The sequence below is a fragment of the Mastigocoleus testarum BC008 genome, assembly GCF_001456025.1.
Classification (GTDB): Bacteria; Cyanobacteriota; Cyanobacteriia; order Cyanobacteriales; family Nostocaceae; genus Mastigocoleus; species Mastigocoleus testarum.
Genome location: NZ_LMTZ01000088.1, coordinates 113144 through 128923, shown reverse-complemented (window position 1 = coordinate 128923; position 15780 = coordinate 113144). Strand labels below are relative to the sequence as shown.

The following is a 15780-nucleotide window of genomic DNA, read 5'->3' as shown; positions in this document are numbered from 1 at the left end:
TCATTACTTATTACTTATTACTCATTCTCATTTCCCATTTCCTAAAAGCTATTTTTTGCGTCTTGAGATATTTGGGAATAGAGTTAGATCTCATTAAAGACATTTCGTGATTACTTTTCCAAACATAGTCCAGGGTTCTTAGATAAACTTTGTAGGACTCCATTGCTTCGGTATGAGTTTGGTAACTGCGGTGGAGCGCTTCAGTTTCTTCGGTAAAACAACGTCGAATCGTCTCTTTTGCTTCAGTATCGCTCATCTCAAAAACTGGCGATCGCAAAACTTGGTAAATAGCTGTGTATAAAGCGGGATCGTACCAAAATATTCCATTAACGGCTACAGAAAAATGATAATGGTCCTTTTGACATCCATATATCCCTAAATTAGCAACTAGTTTCTCAAAATTAGTTGGAGGTTTAAGACATTTAATTACATCTTGAGAAATAATAGTAGAACTGTTGAAATGAAAACTCTCATCCATAAAATGGTAGTAAGAGACTTTTGAGGGTATGGGAGCTTCTTCTGGTTCGGAATATTTCTGATAATGGTTACTCAATTTATGCTGTACCATTTTACCGTTGAGTGTTCGCAAACCTCGAACTGTAAAATATTGACAAGCCAAAAAAGTATTTCCAGCTGATAACATTCCAAAACTTTGTAATTGGAGTTTTTTCCACCAGGTTTTGATAGTATTAGTATTAGCAAAAATCATCGTTTCTGCATAGGGAATTCGCATCGGATAGCCAAAAACTTGTTTGTCAAATAATACTTGTTCTACTTGTTTAGATATCGTTTTAAAAGCATTGATATGAGCGCGTTCTTGGGATGACTCCAAATCAAGCATGTCACAAACAGAACGAAAATCTTCTTGTGCATAAAGTCCAGCAGCACTTGTTTGATTAAAAAAAATCGTAGCTATTTCAGCAGAAATAATTTGTGAATAATACGCAACCCAATAAAGTTGATTGAGAATAATTCTTTGGCTACTACTTGCTTCTTCCCATAAAGGTGTACCGTAAAGCAAGGAATATTCTTCAGGATTCCAGTATTCGTTTTTGCATTCTTGATATTTAAAATCGGCAGACGTATTATCTAATAACTTGGTATGGTCTTGTTGCTGATTACGTTTGTAATTAATCTGTAATTTACGGTGGGTTTTTTGATTATCTATTTTTTGATTGCTTATTTGGTTTTTTAAGGTTTCACTTTTTTGATAATTAATCATAATTTTCTATAAAAATGTATTTATTTTTAATATTATTTTCTTTTTGTTTGTGATTTTTAAATTCAAAAAATAAAAAATAAACTTTAAGTAAAATGTTTTTCAATTTGTAGGACATTTTAGGTACAAGCTATTATGCACCATAAACTAAATAAATGGTATATATTTTTTCTGAGTATTTGAATCTCTCTGAGTATTTGAATCTCTCTGAGTATTTAAACTTTGATAAATAACTCAGCCCGATAATTTGGGAAAATAAATTTGGGAAATAAACCTAAAGAATTTGTACTTTTTCCGAAACCAGAATATTTAATATTCCAATATATTGATTGGATTTTACTTATTATTAACTACTTCTTGGAATCTTCTCATCCCAAAATAGCTGTCTTGTGATGGAGACAAAAATTAAGTAATTCGCTTGTATCTCTTGTTACTACTGAAAATTGCTCGATAATTTTACATTTTTAACTTATATTCGACTTATAAGTTACTATGAACTTCTTATTCTTCATAGTCTATATTTTGGTTCTAGAGGTATTTCCCTAGACTTTAAAGATTTCCGAGATAGAGAATATTTTGCAATTTGGTAACACCCATTATTGGAGACAGAGTCAGATTCCTTTTCCTCATTAACCACCGGTGTTCTCGGTATAATCATTGGATGTTGATTATCAGATAAAGAATCATCCTGATCGCTTGGCTTCTCCGCGAAAATTCCCGGGTCTGGAATCGGACAAAGACTAGCCAAATTTGGTTTTAAATTAGCAATACTGCGGTTCGGTTCAGACTTTTCTTCAATCTCGATCATCATAATCGTCATAATTACTAAAACTACGGAGTTCAGTAATAAAGATGACAATTTAATTCCACTTCTTGACATAGGAGATAACAATTGTTTCTTTATAGAACAATTATTATTTTCTGACGAATTTTCAACGGCTTGGTTTCAATTTTCGCAACGATTTTATTGTTAAATAAGTCACCCTGTATGAATAATTATTCGATAAAAGTAGTCATAATTTAGTAGTTATAAAGATAAAAATATTGCTATATAACTACTAGTTTTGGAAGATTAATTATTAATCGTTTGCTTCTCCTTTCAATTTCCAGATTCGATCTTCTTCTCTCCACCGATCTTCAATTAGTTCCCAGCTACCCCAAGCCAAGGTTTTTTGACTATCTACGTGATGAATAAACTGAAGAATTGCGTGGTCTGCTTTAAGAGGAGTTTTTAAATCAAACTTAATTGTTTTAAAAATTTTGGTGTCACCTTTAGCAAAATAATTACCCACTATCTTTGTTAGCCATAGTACGATTGGATTCAATAACCAACCAAGAATACCCCGACGTTTTTTCGTAATTAAGATTGTTTGACCTTCAGTTTTCCCATTTTCAGTCATGCGCAGGGCAAACATAATGTGAAAATGGAGAAAATCTGGTCCCACCGTCACCGTACCAGTACTCCCATACCAGTAACACATGCTGTAGGTAACTGCATTCTTGTAAAAAGGACGAATCAATCTGATAAAGAAAGAATTTTCTCCACCACGGGTAATATTGCTAAAAGTAATAGCATTTTCATTGAGTTGTTGTTTGGCGAAGATAATTTCTAATGGTAAATTATGAACCGTGTTGAAGTGATGGGCGTCAATTGCATTTATCATCACCACATTTGGGTGACAGTTTTTCTCGAAGTGGGAACCAAGAAGACTATCACATCGATAGTTCTCTAATTCAGGAACAAAAGGTAAGGGTTGTTTGGGAATATCTCCAGTCCAGACCCAAATCAAACCATATTTTTCTTCAACATGCCAAGTTTTTAATTGAATGGGAATGTTTTTTCCTAAACAAGGAATATCAATACAGGTTCCGTTTGCATTGAACTTCCAGTTGTGAAATAAGCAGCGTAGTCCATTTCCTTCAACAGTTCCCTCTGCTAAATGAGCTCCCATGTGGGGACAATAGGCATCAAAGCATACTAGTTTACCATCTTTACCACGGTAAATTACTAGCTCTTTTCCTAATAGGTTAACTGCTTTGACTTGAGATCTACGGACTTTACGAGAAGGAATAGCCCAGTACCATCCTTCTATGAAACGTTTCGGATGATTAAAAGTGGTTGTCTGACGATTTAGACTAATGGTTTGCGATTTGACACTCATGTCATTTAAAATACCGGAGTTCCCGGATATGCATCGTTGACAATGGCGTTTTCTTAGTTTGCTTGGAGATGAAAAACTTGTGTTGGGATTTATAGCGGATATCTGAGCAAAATAGATTTATTAGTACACAGAGTGCGAAGTGCATCTTGCGCTGCACATAGGATCGCAAATCATATTCTAACTTCTGAATTTTGCTACAAAATTTAAGTTTTTTCTCCTCGACCGATTCAACACCACATACTTCAACATTTCCTATAATTTATTTTTAAGCGGGAATTCTTAAGGTTGAATTTTTAATTGCTGGGGATGAACTTACAGATGCGAACCACATTCGTTTTCCTGCTGGGGTTAGATTGGTTTCGCTAATTTCTGTCAAACATACCAATTCATCACCATTTAGGTGTCCCGGATTCATTCTATCGAAAAATTCAATATGGGGATCGGTTAAACGTTCTTGGGGGACACCTCTGAGTCCTTCCCGGAGAATATGAGGATGGGAAAAGCTGACAACTCCGGATATAGGATTGTAATTTTTACCAAAGCGCTCTTGGGCTAAATATTCCATGAAATTGGCAATATCTGGCGGTGTAGCAACATCATAGCGGGGGTAGAATTCTTGCCAAAATATCGGTAAAAAGCGATAAGTACGGTAACCACCGCAGATCAGTAACCAATATAGTTTCCCTTGGGAATATTCTGTACGTAATTTATTAACTGAATCGATCCAAGTTCGAGATAGTGTCGAGCTAGACCAAGCACTGGGATCCATAATCGTATCCCCAGAGTAAACAATACTGATATCTTCACCAGTAAAATCGGTATTATAAAATAATAAAGTTGAAAATCCTTTGAGCTGATTTGTTTTACTGTCTTTAATAAGTATTACCCAATTTTTATGATTAAGGTCAGCATTAAACACATCTCGCTCTACACCCTGAAAATGCTTGCTCAAAAGCAAATACATTGCCTCAATATCCAGAGAAGATAATTCCTCTGTGGGAATCAACTGACTATTCATAATTTCATCAGTAATAATTTTGCTGTGCCACTGTATGCAATGTAATTTTTTATTTGATGAAGCTTTAGGGTTGTGTGTCACAAAATTATCTGTCCTTTGAACCCATGACATTTATACTTTCTAAATGTTAATTTGTCGTTCAAAATGATATAAATAATACATTTAAATATTTTTTGTTTTGTGACAGCTAATTTATTTGTCTTTTAATGCTTAGTGTTTCTTAATGTTTTGATTGTTGGCGATTGGGGACTAGGGATTAGAGATTAGTGATTTTTAGAGCGATGATAAGTAAAAATTTACAACTATGATATCTGTGGGATATTGACGTAATAGGAATGAAAAGCGAAACATTATTTTTAATTGGTCAAGTCCAACAAATTAGTGGAATTCCCATTCGTACTATTCGCTATTATGAAAGTTTTGGTTTAATCCAATCTTTACAGCGAACTCAAGGGGGTTTCCGTCTATTTTCTGCTGAGGTATTTAAACGACTATCATTTATCAAACGCGCTCAAGGTTTAGGACTCAGCTTGCAAGAAATTAGTGAAATTCTTCAAGTTTATGATGGTGGAAAACCACCTTGTGATGATATTCAACAAAAGCTGAAATACAAAATAGAAGATATTAACAAACAGATTGATGATTTGCTAGAGTTACGCAGCGAATTACAAGGATTAATATCAGATTGGCATAGTGCAACAACTAAGCCAAAAGAAATAATCTGTCCCAATATTCAGAAGTAATATAGCGCTACGCGCAAGTCAAAATTCAAAAGTCAAAATTCAGAATTCAGAAGTTTACTAGTCATAGGTTTGAGCATTCACCAATGTCCGAACCTAATTACGTAGCTCTATACCTAGAAGGCATTTATAAATAGAAAATAAAATTAATATACTGTGTGTTACGTACACAATAGAATATCTTTTTTAGGTTATGCAAAATCCTTCATCCGCACAAAAGCAAGTTCGCACCCATGTATTAGTTTCTGGAAAGGTACAAGGTGTTGGTTATCGATATTTCACAACAAAGAAAGCTTCTCAGTTGAAGATAAATGGTTGGGTGCAAAATCTCCCTGACGGTCGGGTAGAAGCTATTTTTGAAGGCGATCGCAAAACTGTAGAAAAAATGATTAACTGGTGTCATGAGGGATCGCCTTCTGCTGTGGTTCGGGATGTTAGTGTTGAATATGTTGAACCTGAAGGGTTAGAGGGTTTTGAGGTGAGACGGTGATCAGTAATGAGTAAAGTATTATTATCCCCAATCCCCAATCCCTAATCGCCACCTACAACAAAGCTCCACCACAACTGGAACCACTACCCGCTGTGCAACCATAACAGTAAGCAGCCGTTTGCACTTGATGAATTAAATCTAAATTACCTGCTTCCAATAATTTCTTAACTGTGAGTATCTCTCCATCAAAGGTTTTTGCAGGTAGATTCATCATTTGATTAAAGTCACAATCATATATATTACCGAGATAATCAACTGAAATTTCATCCCGACACATTAAGTGTTCTACTGTACTAGAATTAAAACTAGATTCTAAAAATTGCAAATATGGGGCGTAGATTTTCTTGCGTTCTAAATGAAATTTAGTTCTACCTACTGGCAAATTTGTAATGGTAAATAAATTATTGAAGACAATACCAAACTTTTCTTGTAAAAACTGTTTGTAATCTTGTTCTAATTTAGCCTGGTCTGGGGTAAGGGAAAATTTTTCACTGTTGGGTAATTGAGGATTATATACTAGGTCTAAAGTTAAATTAGGTTGTGTTGCGTAACCAACTTTATTTAACCACTGTAGTGCTTTGATAGAAGCATCAAAAACACCATCACCACGCATTTTATCAACATTATCTGCTAAATAACATGGCAGAGATGCAACTATTTTGACTTGATTTTTAGCAAAAAAATCGGGTAAATAATCAAAACCATTTTCAAAATAAATAGTTAAGTTAGAACGAACAATTACCTGCTTATTATTTTCTCTTGCTGCTTCAACTAAAGATTTAAACCCGTAATTCATTTCTGGCGCACCACCAGTTAGATCGACAATTTGAATTTGGGGAAATTTGTAAATTAACTCAACTAATTGTTGACAAACTTCTGGAGAAAGCTCTTCCGTACGTTTTGGACCTGCTTCTACATGACAATGGCTACAAGCAAGATTACAGCGACGACCGAGGTTGATTTGCAAAACTGTAATTGCTTTTTTTGTTAGTGGGGAATCAAGTTTTTTATGAAAAGGTGTAATTGTTGTGTTAATCATTTTCAGTTATCAGTTATCAGTTAGCAGTTAACAGTTAACAGTTATTGATTAGCAATTTATGAAATTTCACTATGCTGAATTAGCAGTAGGGAATTCACTGAAAAATTTATATGATGATTTATTGATGGTATCTATAGGGGCGCATAGAGATACGCCCTTATTAATCAATCTATAGTCAATCTATCTATACCTTTGGTTGGGAAGTTATAGCACCCAATTTTTCTCAGGATAAGTGTTAATTATTAAACTTCAACACCTGATTCTAGAATTTCTACAGATTTCAGCAATTTTTATTAACAACAACCGCCACCATCGTAATGCCAAGTGGAGTTAGTTACCATAATCTCCGGTGCATAAGCTGCTAGTTTAGCTGCAGTTTTATCGCAAACTCCTCCAGGAACTCCTTTTTGGAGAATATGTCCCGCTCCATCGTCAAAATATTCTTCAGAACCAGCATAAATTGCAGTTTTACCGGTAAAAATACAAGCACCATCTTCTGGAATTACGACTTTAAAAGCAACAGAATCAAGACTTTCTAGCAGTAAATTTTCTGATAAATTATATGTCTTTCGATCCAACAACCGATAGGGACGACGGGCACGAATTTCTACTTGACCAAAACCTGCATTAATTATACGTTGAACATATTTTTCATAGGTAAGTGCACCTGAAAGACACATAGCCCTTAAGCGTTCATCTTGCTGTAGATGTCCTGGAATTGGACGAGTCGCAATCGGATCGCTCATTTGCAGACGTCCACCTGGTTTCAATACGCGATAAGCTTCTCCTAAAGCCCGAGCTAAATCCTCTGGTTCAAAAATATTGAAAAGGCAATTTTGAGCTACAACATCAACAGAATTGTCCTCAACTGGCAAGTTAAAAGCATCACCAGGACGAATATCTACAAAATTAGTCTCAAACCAAGGGTTTTCAGCTTTTGCGATTTCTAGATTGCGTGCCGCAGCCTGACGCATTTCGGACACTGGATCGACTGCAATTACACCACCCTGACGTCGAGTAAAATAGGCAAATTGTAGAGCTTCTAGCCCACCACCAACACCAACATATAGTACAGTCGGTTGGTTAACTAATTCTGCCGGATGAACTGTAGAACCGCAACCATAATTCATCTCCTGCATTGTCAGGGGTATATTGAGTCCCGGTAGTTGCATAGGTGTACTCTGCACGCAACAGAGTCCTACTTCTGGTGTTTGTGCTACTTCACTGTAGAATTGAGCTGCTGTGTCTAAATAAGTCATCGTTGGTTCTATATTTATCGCGGATTCTTGCAAAATAATGCTCTTGCAATCTCAACTGAAATTTTACTTCTCAACTATTAAACTTAAGATTCACTTTATACTAGATCTATCTTAAGTGGTTACTTGTATTATTTTTTGCTGCCATTGGTAGTTCTTTGGCACATAAAAAAACTCAAAGCAGATAAACACACTGCTTTAAGATTGATTCGCAAGGACTACGGATATTTAAGTACCTTTTAGAGCTATTTTTATTTAAATACAAATGCTTCTCAGTTTTATGAGTTTTTCCTGAGAATTGACTTTGGTACAGATTAAATTATTTATGCTCTCCTTCGAGTTGTTATTTTTTTTATATTTTTGACCAAAAAAACTTTGACCAAAAAAACAACGGATGGCCTATTTATTAAAGTATGTTTATAAATAAATTTTAAAGTAGGCAGATGACGGCTAAATAAGGATTTGATTATTGGAATAATGCAAAATTTGCCGTAACCTACCGATGCTATATGGTGTGTTATGCCTGTTTAAGTTATTGTTGAAAGTGAGATATAGTGATATTTCTAACACACCCTACAATAATTTTATTTTTTATTTATAAACACCTTCTTAGAGAATAAAAACCTTTATCTCAGCGACGGATATATTAATGGTAATTTTAATTGTCAAGTTATTCTCATTCTCTTAGTACGTAACCAACACCTCGAATAGTTTGAATGAGACGCCTTTCATTGTTTGCTTCTAACTTCAATCTTAGGTAACGAATATATACTTCGATGATGTTGGAGTCACCCATGAAATCATAACCCCAAACCTCTTCAAGAATGCGATCGCGCGTAATAACTTGGCGTGGATGTGACATTAAATGTTCGAGTAGATCGAATTCTTTCGCAGTTAGTTCAATTTGACGCGTTCCTCGGTACACTTCCCGGGTAGAACGATTTAACTTCAAGTTCTCGAATAGTAAAACATCTACATCTTCTTCTTGGTTACGACGTAAATGAGCGCGAATTCTGGCTAATAACTCCTCAATGCTGAAAGGTTTGACAACATAGTCGTCCGCACCTGCATCTAAACCTGTTACGCGATCGCTCACCTCATCTTTTGCTGTCAGCAGAATAATTGGAACTTTTTCTCCAGTGGATCGCAGACGACGACAAATATCGACCCCTGACATTCCTGGTAGCATCCAGTCCAAAACTACTATATCTGGATGAGATTCCCGCGCCATCGTTAACCCACTCAGACCATCGTTAGCGACGCTAACTTGATAACCTTCGAAGCTCAACTCTAATTCCACAAACCGAGCCAACTTGACTTCATCTTCAACTAATAATATATGCGCCGTCATGGGAGTTTAATATTTTTTTCCTATTTTCAATTTTTTTCAATTAAGTGTTGAAATGTGATTTATCAACCCAAATAAAAAGTATACATTTCTACTACCAGTTCAAAACAATCTCAAACAATATCAAATAATCTTTACCATGTTTATAATTTTTTCTTTGTATTTATGTCTTGGGATACTTGTATTTCACAATATGAATGTTAAACCTAGGTAAAATAATCAGACTCAAGACATAGACTGGGGGTATGCTACCACTCTCTACCCAACCCAATATTTGCAGGAGTAAATGCAGCAGGGGGCGCTAATAAGGATATTCCAATCTTATTTTTGATTGCAATTTAACCAGAGACTGATATAAAAATCCAAAGTTTAGATTGTGATCGTATATCTTATGGGGTATCGAATATAGGGCATCGAATATAGGGCATCGAATAGTAAACCATCTAATTGCAGGCGATCGCATTGTAAGGGATGGAAATGTAGAGAATAGAATTTCACACATATCTTAGTGTCAAGTGTTTGGAATACGGATAATTATCAATAATGCTTAACAACAAATGCGAACAGTTAACACCATTATTTACTCACTACCTCCTTAAATACCCGTAACTTACATAGAATAAATGTGTAGTTATCTTGCTAAACAATAAAATTTAATTTTATTGTATAAAAATCAATCAGTAATTTAAGTTAAGGATTATTCAATGTTTTTTAATTCTTTATTTTTACAATTAGGAGAACGACAGCGAAAGCAGCAAGCAGTGGCAATGCTATCATCTCTAAGTTATAGAGATGGCAAGCTACCAGAATATCTTAAAGAAATAGCCTGTGGTGTAAGTAAATTAATTGGAATAGATCTATCTGTAGTTACAATTTGCCACCGGGGTTCCGGTAAAATCCTCGCTAGTAGCATCGATATGGGAAAGGATCATCATTCCTATTCATTACACGGTCACTTGTCTGGAACAGTTGTTAAAAATAGAAAAAATCTAATTGTTGAAGATACTCAAGTCTGTAGCGAATACGGTGTGGGACCGGATGGGTATCGTGCTTATTTGGGGATACCGCTCAAAACTTCGAAGGGTGAAGTTATTGGAACGGTATGTTCTTTTCATAAGCGACCGCGTAATTTTTCTGACCAGGAATTAGAAATTACTCAACTCTTTGCTGAACGTGCGGCGACAGCAATTGATAATTATCAACTTTATCAGCAACAACGGCAATTTAATGAGGCTTTGGAAGCAGAAGTAGCCCGAAGAACAGAACAGTTAAGACAAGCTCAAGCGAAACTTGTCGAAAAAGAAAGATTAGCTGCGATCGGTGAATTTGCTTCAGGTATTATTCATGAAATTCGCAATCCATTTACAACTATGAAAATGGGTTTGAATTTTTTTAAAAAGTTAGATTTATCAGAACCTGCTCAAGTAAGGTTATGTTTAGCTTTAGAAGAAGCAGATAGATTAGAAAGATTATTAAAAGAAATATTACTTTACGCAAAGCCTCAAAACTTAGAACTTCTAGCAATTGATATTAATCAACTAATTACGAATCTCTTGGTAGCGCTACAAATAATGCCAGAAGGTGAGGGGAGAAAACTTGAGTTTTACCCTGCTAATTCACCTGTAAATATTATGGGAGATGAAGATAAAATTAAACAAGTATTAATAAATTTAGTGCGCAATGCTTATGAAGCAATTAATATTGGGGATATTGTTAAATTACAAATAGAGCATCAAACTCAAGAACAACAAGTATATATTAGGATTCATAATGGTGGGGATCCAATACCTGCAGAGGTTTTACCCAAACTAACCCAACCTTTCTTTTCGACAAAATCCTCTGGAACTGGACTCGGACTTGCAATAGTTAAACGTATAATAGAAGCACATAATGGAGAATTATCAATTACTTCAACCGCAGGGTTAGGAACAATTATAAGTATTAAATTACCCACTTCTTCCTAACAATAAGCTGTCACATCTTCTCCACATTCATCTGCAAGATAACATAGAGCTTTAAAGCGTAAAGTTACGACTTGTTCGTAAAGGGGATTTAACTTGCACATTGCTGGGATGTGAAATAGTTTGCGACCAAAAAGAACTACATCTCTTTCAAATGGACATTGTGAAGGAACCAGTTTACATAGGAAATGTGCAAGTTTAGGGTTATGGATTTCGATAGATTCTAACCATTGACGAACGGGATAGAGTAAGTCATGTTTTTGGCAAATTTGTGTAAAAGCAGTCATAATAATCCTTCTCCCCAGTATGGGAGTTTTAGAGTTAATATTTGTTAGTGATGAATTACTTTGTTCTTAGTTATCAGCCTTCAGAGGACAATTTATTTAACTCTGACTTTGAGACTGATTTTCAGATTAGATGTTTTTCGCTTTCTACTTATATATAGGTTTGATTACCTAAAGTTATGCAATTGTGATTTGTTGGTTAGTGGTCCGAAGTTGGAACCTTTCCTTGATATATAACTACATCTCCTACTGACATGACTCCGGATATTTTTTCGGAACTAGTAGCAAATTCTTCAAAGCTTTACATTACAGGCTTTTGGACGTTTCGCGCTGTTAAGCCAAACCTACTATTAACAACCTAAAATATCACCTCAGTTCCGGGTTCATTACCCCTTTTTAGAATGAGAGAGGGAAGTGTGGGGAGTGTGGGAGGTCTGACAGGTGTGGGAGGTGTGGGAAGTGTGGGAGGTGTGGGAGGTGTGGGAGGTGTGGGAGGTGTGGGGGAAATCCCAAAAAATATAAAGGGGTCTTAAAAATCGGATTTGGTATCAGTTCCGGGTTAAACCTAGTAGCTCAGTACCATTGTGTAGCAACAGTATGGAGACGAAAAATTTTTTGCTTTTATGACAACTTCAATGTTTAGGACATTCGATGTTTAGGAGAAATTAATAGCACTAGGATTGCTGCGATCGCAAATCCACCGCTAACCGTGAATGTAACTTGAGGACCGATTTGTTCCCATAATATTCCCGCTAGAAGGCTAGCTGGTAATAGCGCTAAACCAGTGATTAAATTAATTAGTCCAAATGCTGTACCCCGTAAATCTTCGGGAACCATGTCAGCAACTAAAGCGAGTAGTAAGCCTTTAGTTTTACCTAAATACAAGCCACACAACCCAAAAAGTACCCAGATTTGCCAGGGTGTTTGAACTGCAGCAAAACCAAAATAAACTAAGGAAAATAGTGTAAATCCACTAATTAGTAACCCTTTACGACCAATTCTGTCTGACAATACACCCACGGGGTAAGCACTTAATCCATAAGTGACGTTCATGACTACGAAACTAAGAGGGATCAAGCTTGTAGGAACGCCGATTTGCTGTGCTCTTAGTAGTAAAAATGCATCGCTAAAGTTACCTAAATTAAATAATAATGCCACTACAACTAACAGCCAGTAAGTTTTACTCAATCTTTTGAGTGTACTCCACTGTAAAGGATTACGTTTTTCACTATTTGTCCTGGGAGTTTCTCGGACGCCGTAACAAAGTATGGCGATCGCCATGAAGCCCGGTATCATTGCTAACCAAAAGACTAAGCGAAAGTTTTGGTTGGAGTAAAATAATAACGCTGTAGCAATAAATGGTCCGCTGAAAGCACCTATAGTATCTAAAGATTGTCGTAACCCGTAGGCTGCTCCACGTTGGGAAGGTGGGGTAACATCGGCGACTAATGCATTGCGGGGAGCAACACGAATTCCTTTACCTACTCTGTCAGCGAAACGAGCAAATAAAACCCAAGCTGGAGTTGTAGCGATCGCAAATAGCGGAGTAACTAATGCTGATAGTCCATATCCTGCTAAAGCCAATTGTTTGCGCCTTCCCCAATAATCGCTGAGTGCGCCGGAAAATATTTTTAAAACAGAGGCGGTAGATTCAGCAATTCCTTCAATTACCCCTACCGTAACTAAATTCGTTCCCAAAACAGAAACCAGAAATAAAGGCAGGATGGACTGGATCATTTTAGAATTTATATCAGTTAGTAAACTGACAAATCCTAGAAACCAGATATTACGAGGAAGCTTTTGAGATAATAACGCTTTCACGATTTGTTGAGGTAATAATGGGAAATATTTATTAACAAATTGGTATTTAGTATTTATTTATTTATTTACTTACTTACTTATTCATTTACTTACTTCGTATTGATTTTATACCAGCAAATTTTTCGGACATATTCAAAATATCAACTGCTATAAATTTCTTAAACCGTAAGCTACCAGCTTCATTCATACCAAATTTTTGATCCCTAGCTTTACGATTTTTACTAATTAAAAGTGTACTATTGCAAAGCATTTGTGTATAGATTTGAGTATATCAAATTTTATGTCTAATTTTAATCAGTCCAATGGAGCCAAAATAATTCGCAAAATTACAAAGTTCTTGACATTGATCTTCTAACTTAAAATCAACCAACTAAACACTCATAAGTTAAGAGATTCAAAAGATGGAAAACTCAATCAAAGCTCTACTAACTACTCTTTTAGTTACTACTTTGGGAGTAGCAGGAGTGTCTCCTGTTGTCCGAGCAGAATCTCCCAATGAAGAGCAACAAGAACGTCAAATAGCAGCCAAATTACGCCCCTATGCTAAGATTACAGCCGAACAAGCCAAGAAAGCTGCTCAAAGTACTTTAAAAGGTGAAGTTGAAGAAGTCGAACTGGATGCAAATGAAAATCGCAGTTTGTATTACGAAGTAGAGTCAGAGAAGACAGTAGTCTACGTGGATGCGGGAAACGGTAAAGTCTTAGGTAGCGAACCTGCGGGTAAAGAGGGGGCTGTCGAAGATAGCTTACAAAGTAGTGTTAAGGTCCCTAATAGCGTTCAACTCCCCTCTGATCGATAAATAAAATTTTTGATTTGACATCTGATTTCGTTTCGGCGATTAGCGGGACTTAGACAAAAAATAAGGAATAAAAAGCTTCAAATCCCAGTCATGACAAGCCACTGGATTCAAACCCCTGTATATCACTTTTAGCAGAGTGTAGCGCTAACAATAACTCAGATATATCGAGAAAAAAACCAATTGGTGTAAAACTATCTGTCCATGAAGGTTTGAGGCTTTTTTGAATCAAAAAATGTCTAGGTTCCGTTACAAATTATTTTGATAATTGTAGCCTTATTTTAAAGAGGAAAGCAATGAGGTTCTTAATTGTTGAAGATGACGACCGCATCGCTAAATCCTTAGCAGAAAATTTGAGATATCAACAGCATATTGTTGATATTACTAGAGATGGAATTGAGGGATGGGAATATTCACAAGCGGCTGAATACGATTTTATTTTATTAGATATAATGTTGCCCAAATTAGGTGGAATTAAACTTTATCATAGGTTAAGAGCTAATAATTCTAAGGTGCTTATTCAAGCCTATTTTATCCTGGATTCAGGCAAAGTATTTACATACTTTGAGCCGTAATGATGTTAAGAGATTTTGTTTTAAGAAGATGCTATCAGTAGTGAAAATTAATTTGGACTAAATCGGTTTAATATTTCCTAGTTCTTAACTTTTTATAACTAAAATTTTAAAGGCTCTTAGACCTTTCAAAAAAAATAAAGGTGATTTGTTGTTGGGGAAATTACAGAGTGTATTGCCGTCTTTGGTAAATATTCCATACGTTCCTCACACAAGTTACCTTTACTTTTTATTTGAGGAGGAATCAATGCACTCATATGCTCAAACTAATCTACAACTGTACAACCAGATCATTGAAGCTAAGTACTCCGATGCCGATTTGACCCGTACTTTTCAAGCTTATGAACTCGCAATGAAACTATTTTCCGGAAGATACCGGGCGAACGGGAAGCCTTTTGTGGCTCATTCGATTGGTACCGCTAGTATTCTCATTACACAAAGTTCTCCGGTAAGTGTTGTAGTTGCGGGTCTCCTCCATGCTGCTTATGCACAAGGGGATTTTGGAAACAGACAATACGGGATTACTCAGGCTAAACAGAAATACTTAGCACAGCTAGTGGGTGAAGAGGTAGAGTCTATTGTGGCTCTTTATACATCATTAGCCTGGGATGAGCAAGCTATTAGTATTGCTCGTAGTAGAATAAATGAGCTTTCGCAGGTAGAGCGACAAGTTCTACTAATTCGGCTTGCTAATGACTTGGAAGATGAGTTGGATTTAGGAATGCTCTATTGTAAAAAAGCACAAAATTCTACTGCACAACTGCATACTCTCTCGATAGTCGAAGTTGCATTAGAGTTGGGGTACCCACTCTTAGCCGAACAACTTGTCGAAAGTCTTCAACGAGCAAAAATAGCGAATATTCCATCTATGTTACAGCGGGAAAAAGGATCGTCTTTTACTATCTCACCTGGTTTAAGAGAACCTTTTATCTTTGCTCTATTGAAGTCAATTAAGCATATGCTAACCAACAAAGTTGTCACTAAGCTTATGCAAGCTTGGCGTAGAATAGATTAGTGATATACGCATTGGTAACAAGTCGAAAGTAAGTATAGGTTGTCAATTAATCAAGGTA

Annotated in this window: 16 protein-coding genes; 7 read left to right on the top strand and 9 right to left on the bottom strand. The window is 36.0% G+C overall.

Features of this window, described 5'->3' with window-relative positions; translation table 11 throughout:
• Window positions 1-10: 10 nt before the first annotated feature.
• From BC008_RS16590 to BC008_RS16575, 4 genes are all read right to left on the bottom strand, one after another.
• Window positions 11-1222, bottom strand: coding sequence for a P-aminobenzoate N-oxygenase AurF (locus BC008_RS16590; RefSeq protein WP_058183684.1), 1212 nt, complete (start codon window positions 1220-1222; stop codon window positions 11-13).
• Between the two features lie 505 nt (window positions 1223-1727).
• Window positions 1728-2078, bottom strand: a complete 351-nt coding sequence (locus BC008_RS16585; RefSeq protein ID WP_161938125.1) for a hypothetical protein — start codon at window positions 2076-2078, stop codon at window positions 1728-1730.
• Window positions 2079-2298: 220 nt separating this feature from the next.
• Window positions 2299-3381 (bottom strand): aromatic ring-hydroxylating dioxygenase subunit alpha, encoded by a 1083-nt coding sequence (locus BC008_RS16580; protein ID WP_027843549.1) that lies wholly within the window; start codon window positions 3379-3381, stop codon window positions 2299-2301.
• A 265-nt stretch (window positions 3382-3646) separates the two neighbouring features.
• Window positions 3647-4480, bottom strand: a complete 834-nt coding sequence (locus BC008_RS16575; protein ID WP_321170082.1) for a hypothetical protein — start codon at window positions 4478-4480, stop codon at window positions 3647-3649.
• A 254-nt stretch (window positions 4481-4734) separates the two neighbouring features.
• Between BC008_RS16575 and BC008_RS16570 the strand changes: the two genes are divergently transcribed.
• Together BC008_RS16570 and BC008_RS16565 are read left to right on the top strand one after the other, a co-directional pair.
• Window positions 4735-5142, top strand: coding sequence for a heavy metal-responsive transcriptional regulator (locus BC008_RS16570; RefSeq protein ID WP_036265596.1), 408 nt, complete (start codon window positions 4735-4737; stop codon window positions 5140-5142).
• A gap of 190 nt (window positions 5143-5332) precedes the next feature.
• Window positions 5333-5629 carry an acylphosphatase gene (locus BC008_RS16565; RefSeq protein ID WP_027843552.1) on the top strand — a complete coding sequence of 99 codons (297 nt, stop codon included), beginning with the start codon at window positions 5333-5335 and terminating at the stop codon, window positions 5627-5629.
• A 52-nt stretch (window positions 5630-5681) separates the two neighbouring features.
• Here the strand turns inward: BC008_RS16565 and arsS are convergent, their stop codons facing one another.
• From arsS to BC008_RS16550, 3 genes are all read right to left on the bottom strand, one after another.
• Complete coding sequence (gene arsS / locus BC008_RS16560) at window positions 5682-6668, bottom strand: arsenosugar biosynthesis radical SAM (seleno)protein ArsS (protein ID WP_027843553.1); 987 nt, start codon at window positions 6666-6668, stop codon at window positions 5682-5684.
• Window positions 6669-6961: 293 nt separating this feature from the next.
• Window positions 6962-7927 (bottom strand): arsenosugar biosynthesis arsenite methyltransferase ArsM, encoded by a 966-nt coding sequence (arsM, locus tag BC008_RS16555; protein ID WP_027843554.1) that lies wholly within the window; start codon window positions 7925-7927, stop codon window positions 6962-6964.
• Between the two features lie 673 nt (window positions 7928-8600).
• Window positions 8601-9275: a response regulator transcription factor gene (locus tag BC008_RS16550; RefSeq protein ID WP_027843555.1), complete on the bottom strand. Its 675-nt coding sequence runs from the start codon at window positions 9273-9275 to the stop codon at window positions 8601-8603.
• Between the two features lie 701 nt (window positions 9276-9976).
• Between BC008_RS16550 and BC008_RS16545 the strand changes: the two genes are divergently transcribed.
• Window positions 9977-11236, top strand: a complete 1260-nt coding sequence (locus BC008_RS16545) for a GAF domain-containing sensor histidine kinase (protein ID WP_027843556.1) — start codon at window positions 9977-9979, stop codon at window positions 11234-11236.
• Here BC008_RS16545 and BC008_RS16540 read toward each other — a convergent pair.
• The gene (locus BC008_RS16540; RefSeq protein ID WP_058183682.1) at window positions 11233-11520 is read right to left on the bottom strand and encodes a Mo-dependent nitrogenase C-terminal domain-containing protein; all 288 of its coding nucleotides are present in this window, start codon (window positions 11518-11520) and stop codon (window positions 11233-11235) included. The genes BC008_RS16545 and BC008_RS16540 overlap by 4 nt on opposite strands.
• 398 nt (window positions 11521-11918) lie before the next feature.
• On the opposite strand from BC008_RS16540, the gene BC008_RS52100 reads away from it, so the two are divergent.
• Window positions 11919-12050 carry a hypothetical protein gene (locus BC008_RS52100; protein WP_268768224.1) on the top strand — a complete coding sequence of 44 codons (132 nt, stop codon included), beginning with the start codon at window positions 11919-11921 and terminating at the stop codon, window positions 12048-12050.
• Between the two features lie 106 nt (window positions 12051-12156).
• Here the strand turns inward: BC008_RS52100 and BC008_RS16535 are convergent, their stop codons facing one another.
• Window positions 12157-13338, bottom strand: coding sequence for an MFS transporter (locus tag BC008_RS16535; protein WP_027846290.1), 1182 nt, complete (start codon window positions 13336-13338; stop codon window positions 12157-12159).
• 401 nt (window positions 13339-13739) lie between these two features.
• On the opposite strand from BC008_RS16535, the gene BC008_RS16530 reads away from it, so the two are divergent.
• The 3 genes from BC008_RS16530 (at window position 13740) to BC008_RS16520 (ending at window position 15722) form a co-directional block, all read left to right on the top strand.
• Complete coding sequence (locus BC008_RS16530) at window positions 13740-14138, top strand: PepSY domain-containing protein (protein ID WP_058183681.1); 399 nt, start codon at window positions 13740-13742, stop codon at window positions 14136-14138.
• Between the two features lie 293 nt (window positions 14139-14431).
• On the top strand, window positions 14432-14710 hold the full coding sequence (locus BC008_RS16525) for a response regulator (protein ID WP_027846289.1): 279 nt from the start codon (window positions 14432-14434) through the stop codon (window positions 14708-14710).
• A gap of 244 nt (window positions 14711-14954) precedes the next feature.
• Window positions 14955-15722: a DUF6817 domain-containing protein gene (locus tag BC008_RS16520; RefSeq protein ID WP_027846288.1), complete on the top strand. Its 768-nt coding sequence runs from the start codon at window positions 14955-14957 to the stop codon at window positions 15720-15722.
• Window positions 15723-15780: the final 58 nt, after the last annotated feature.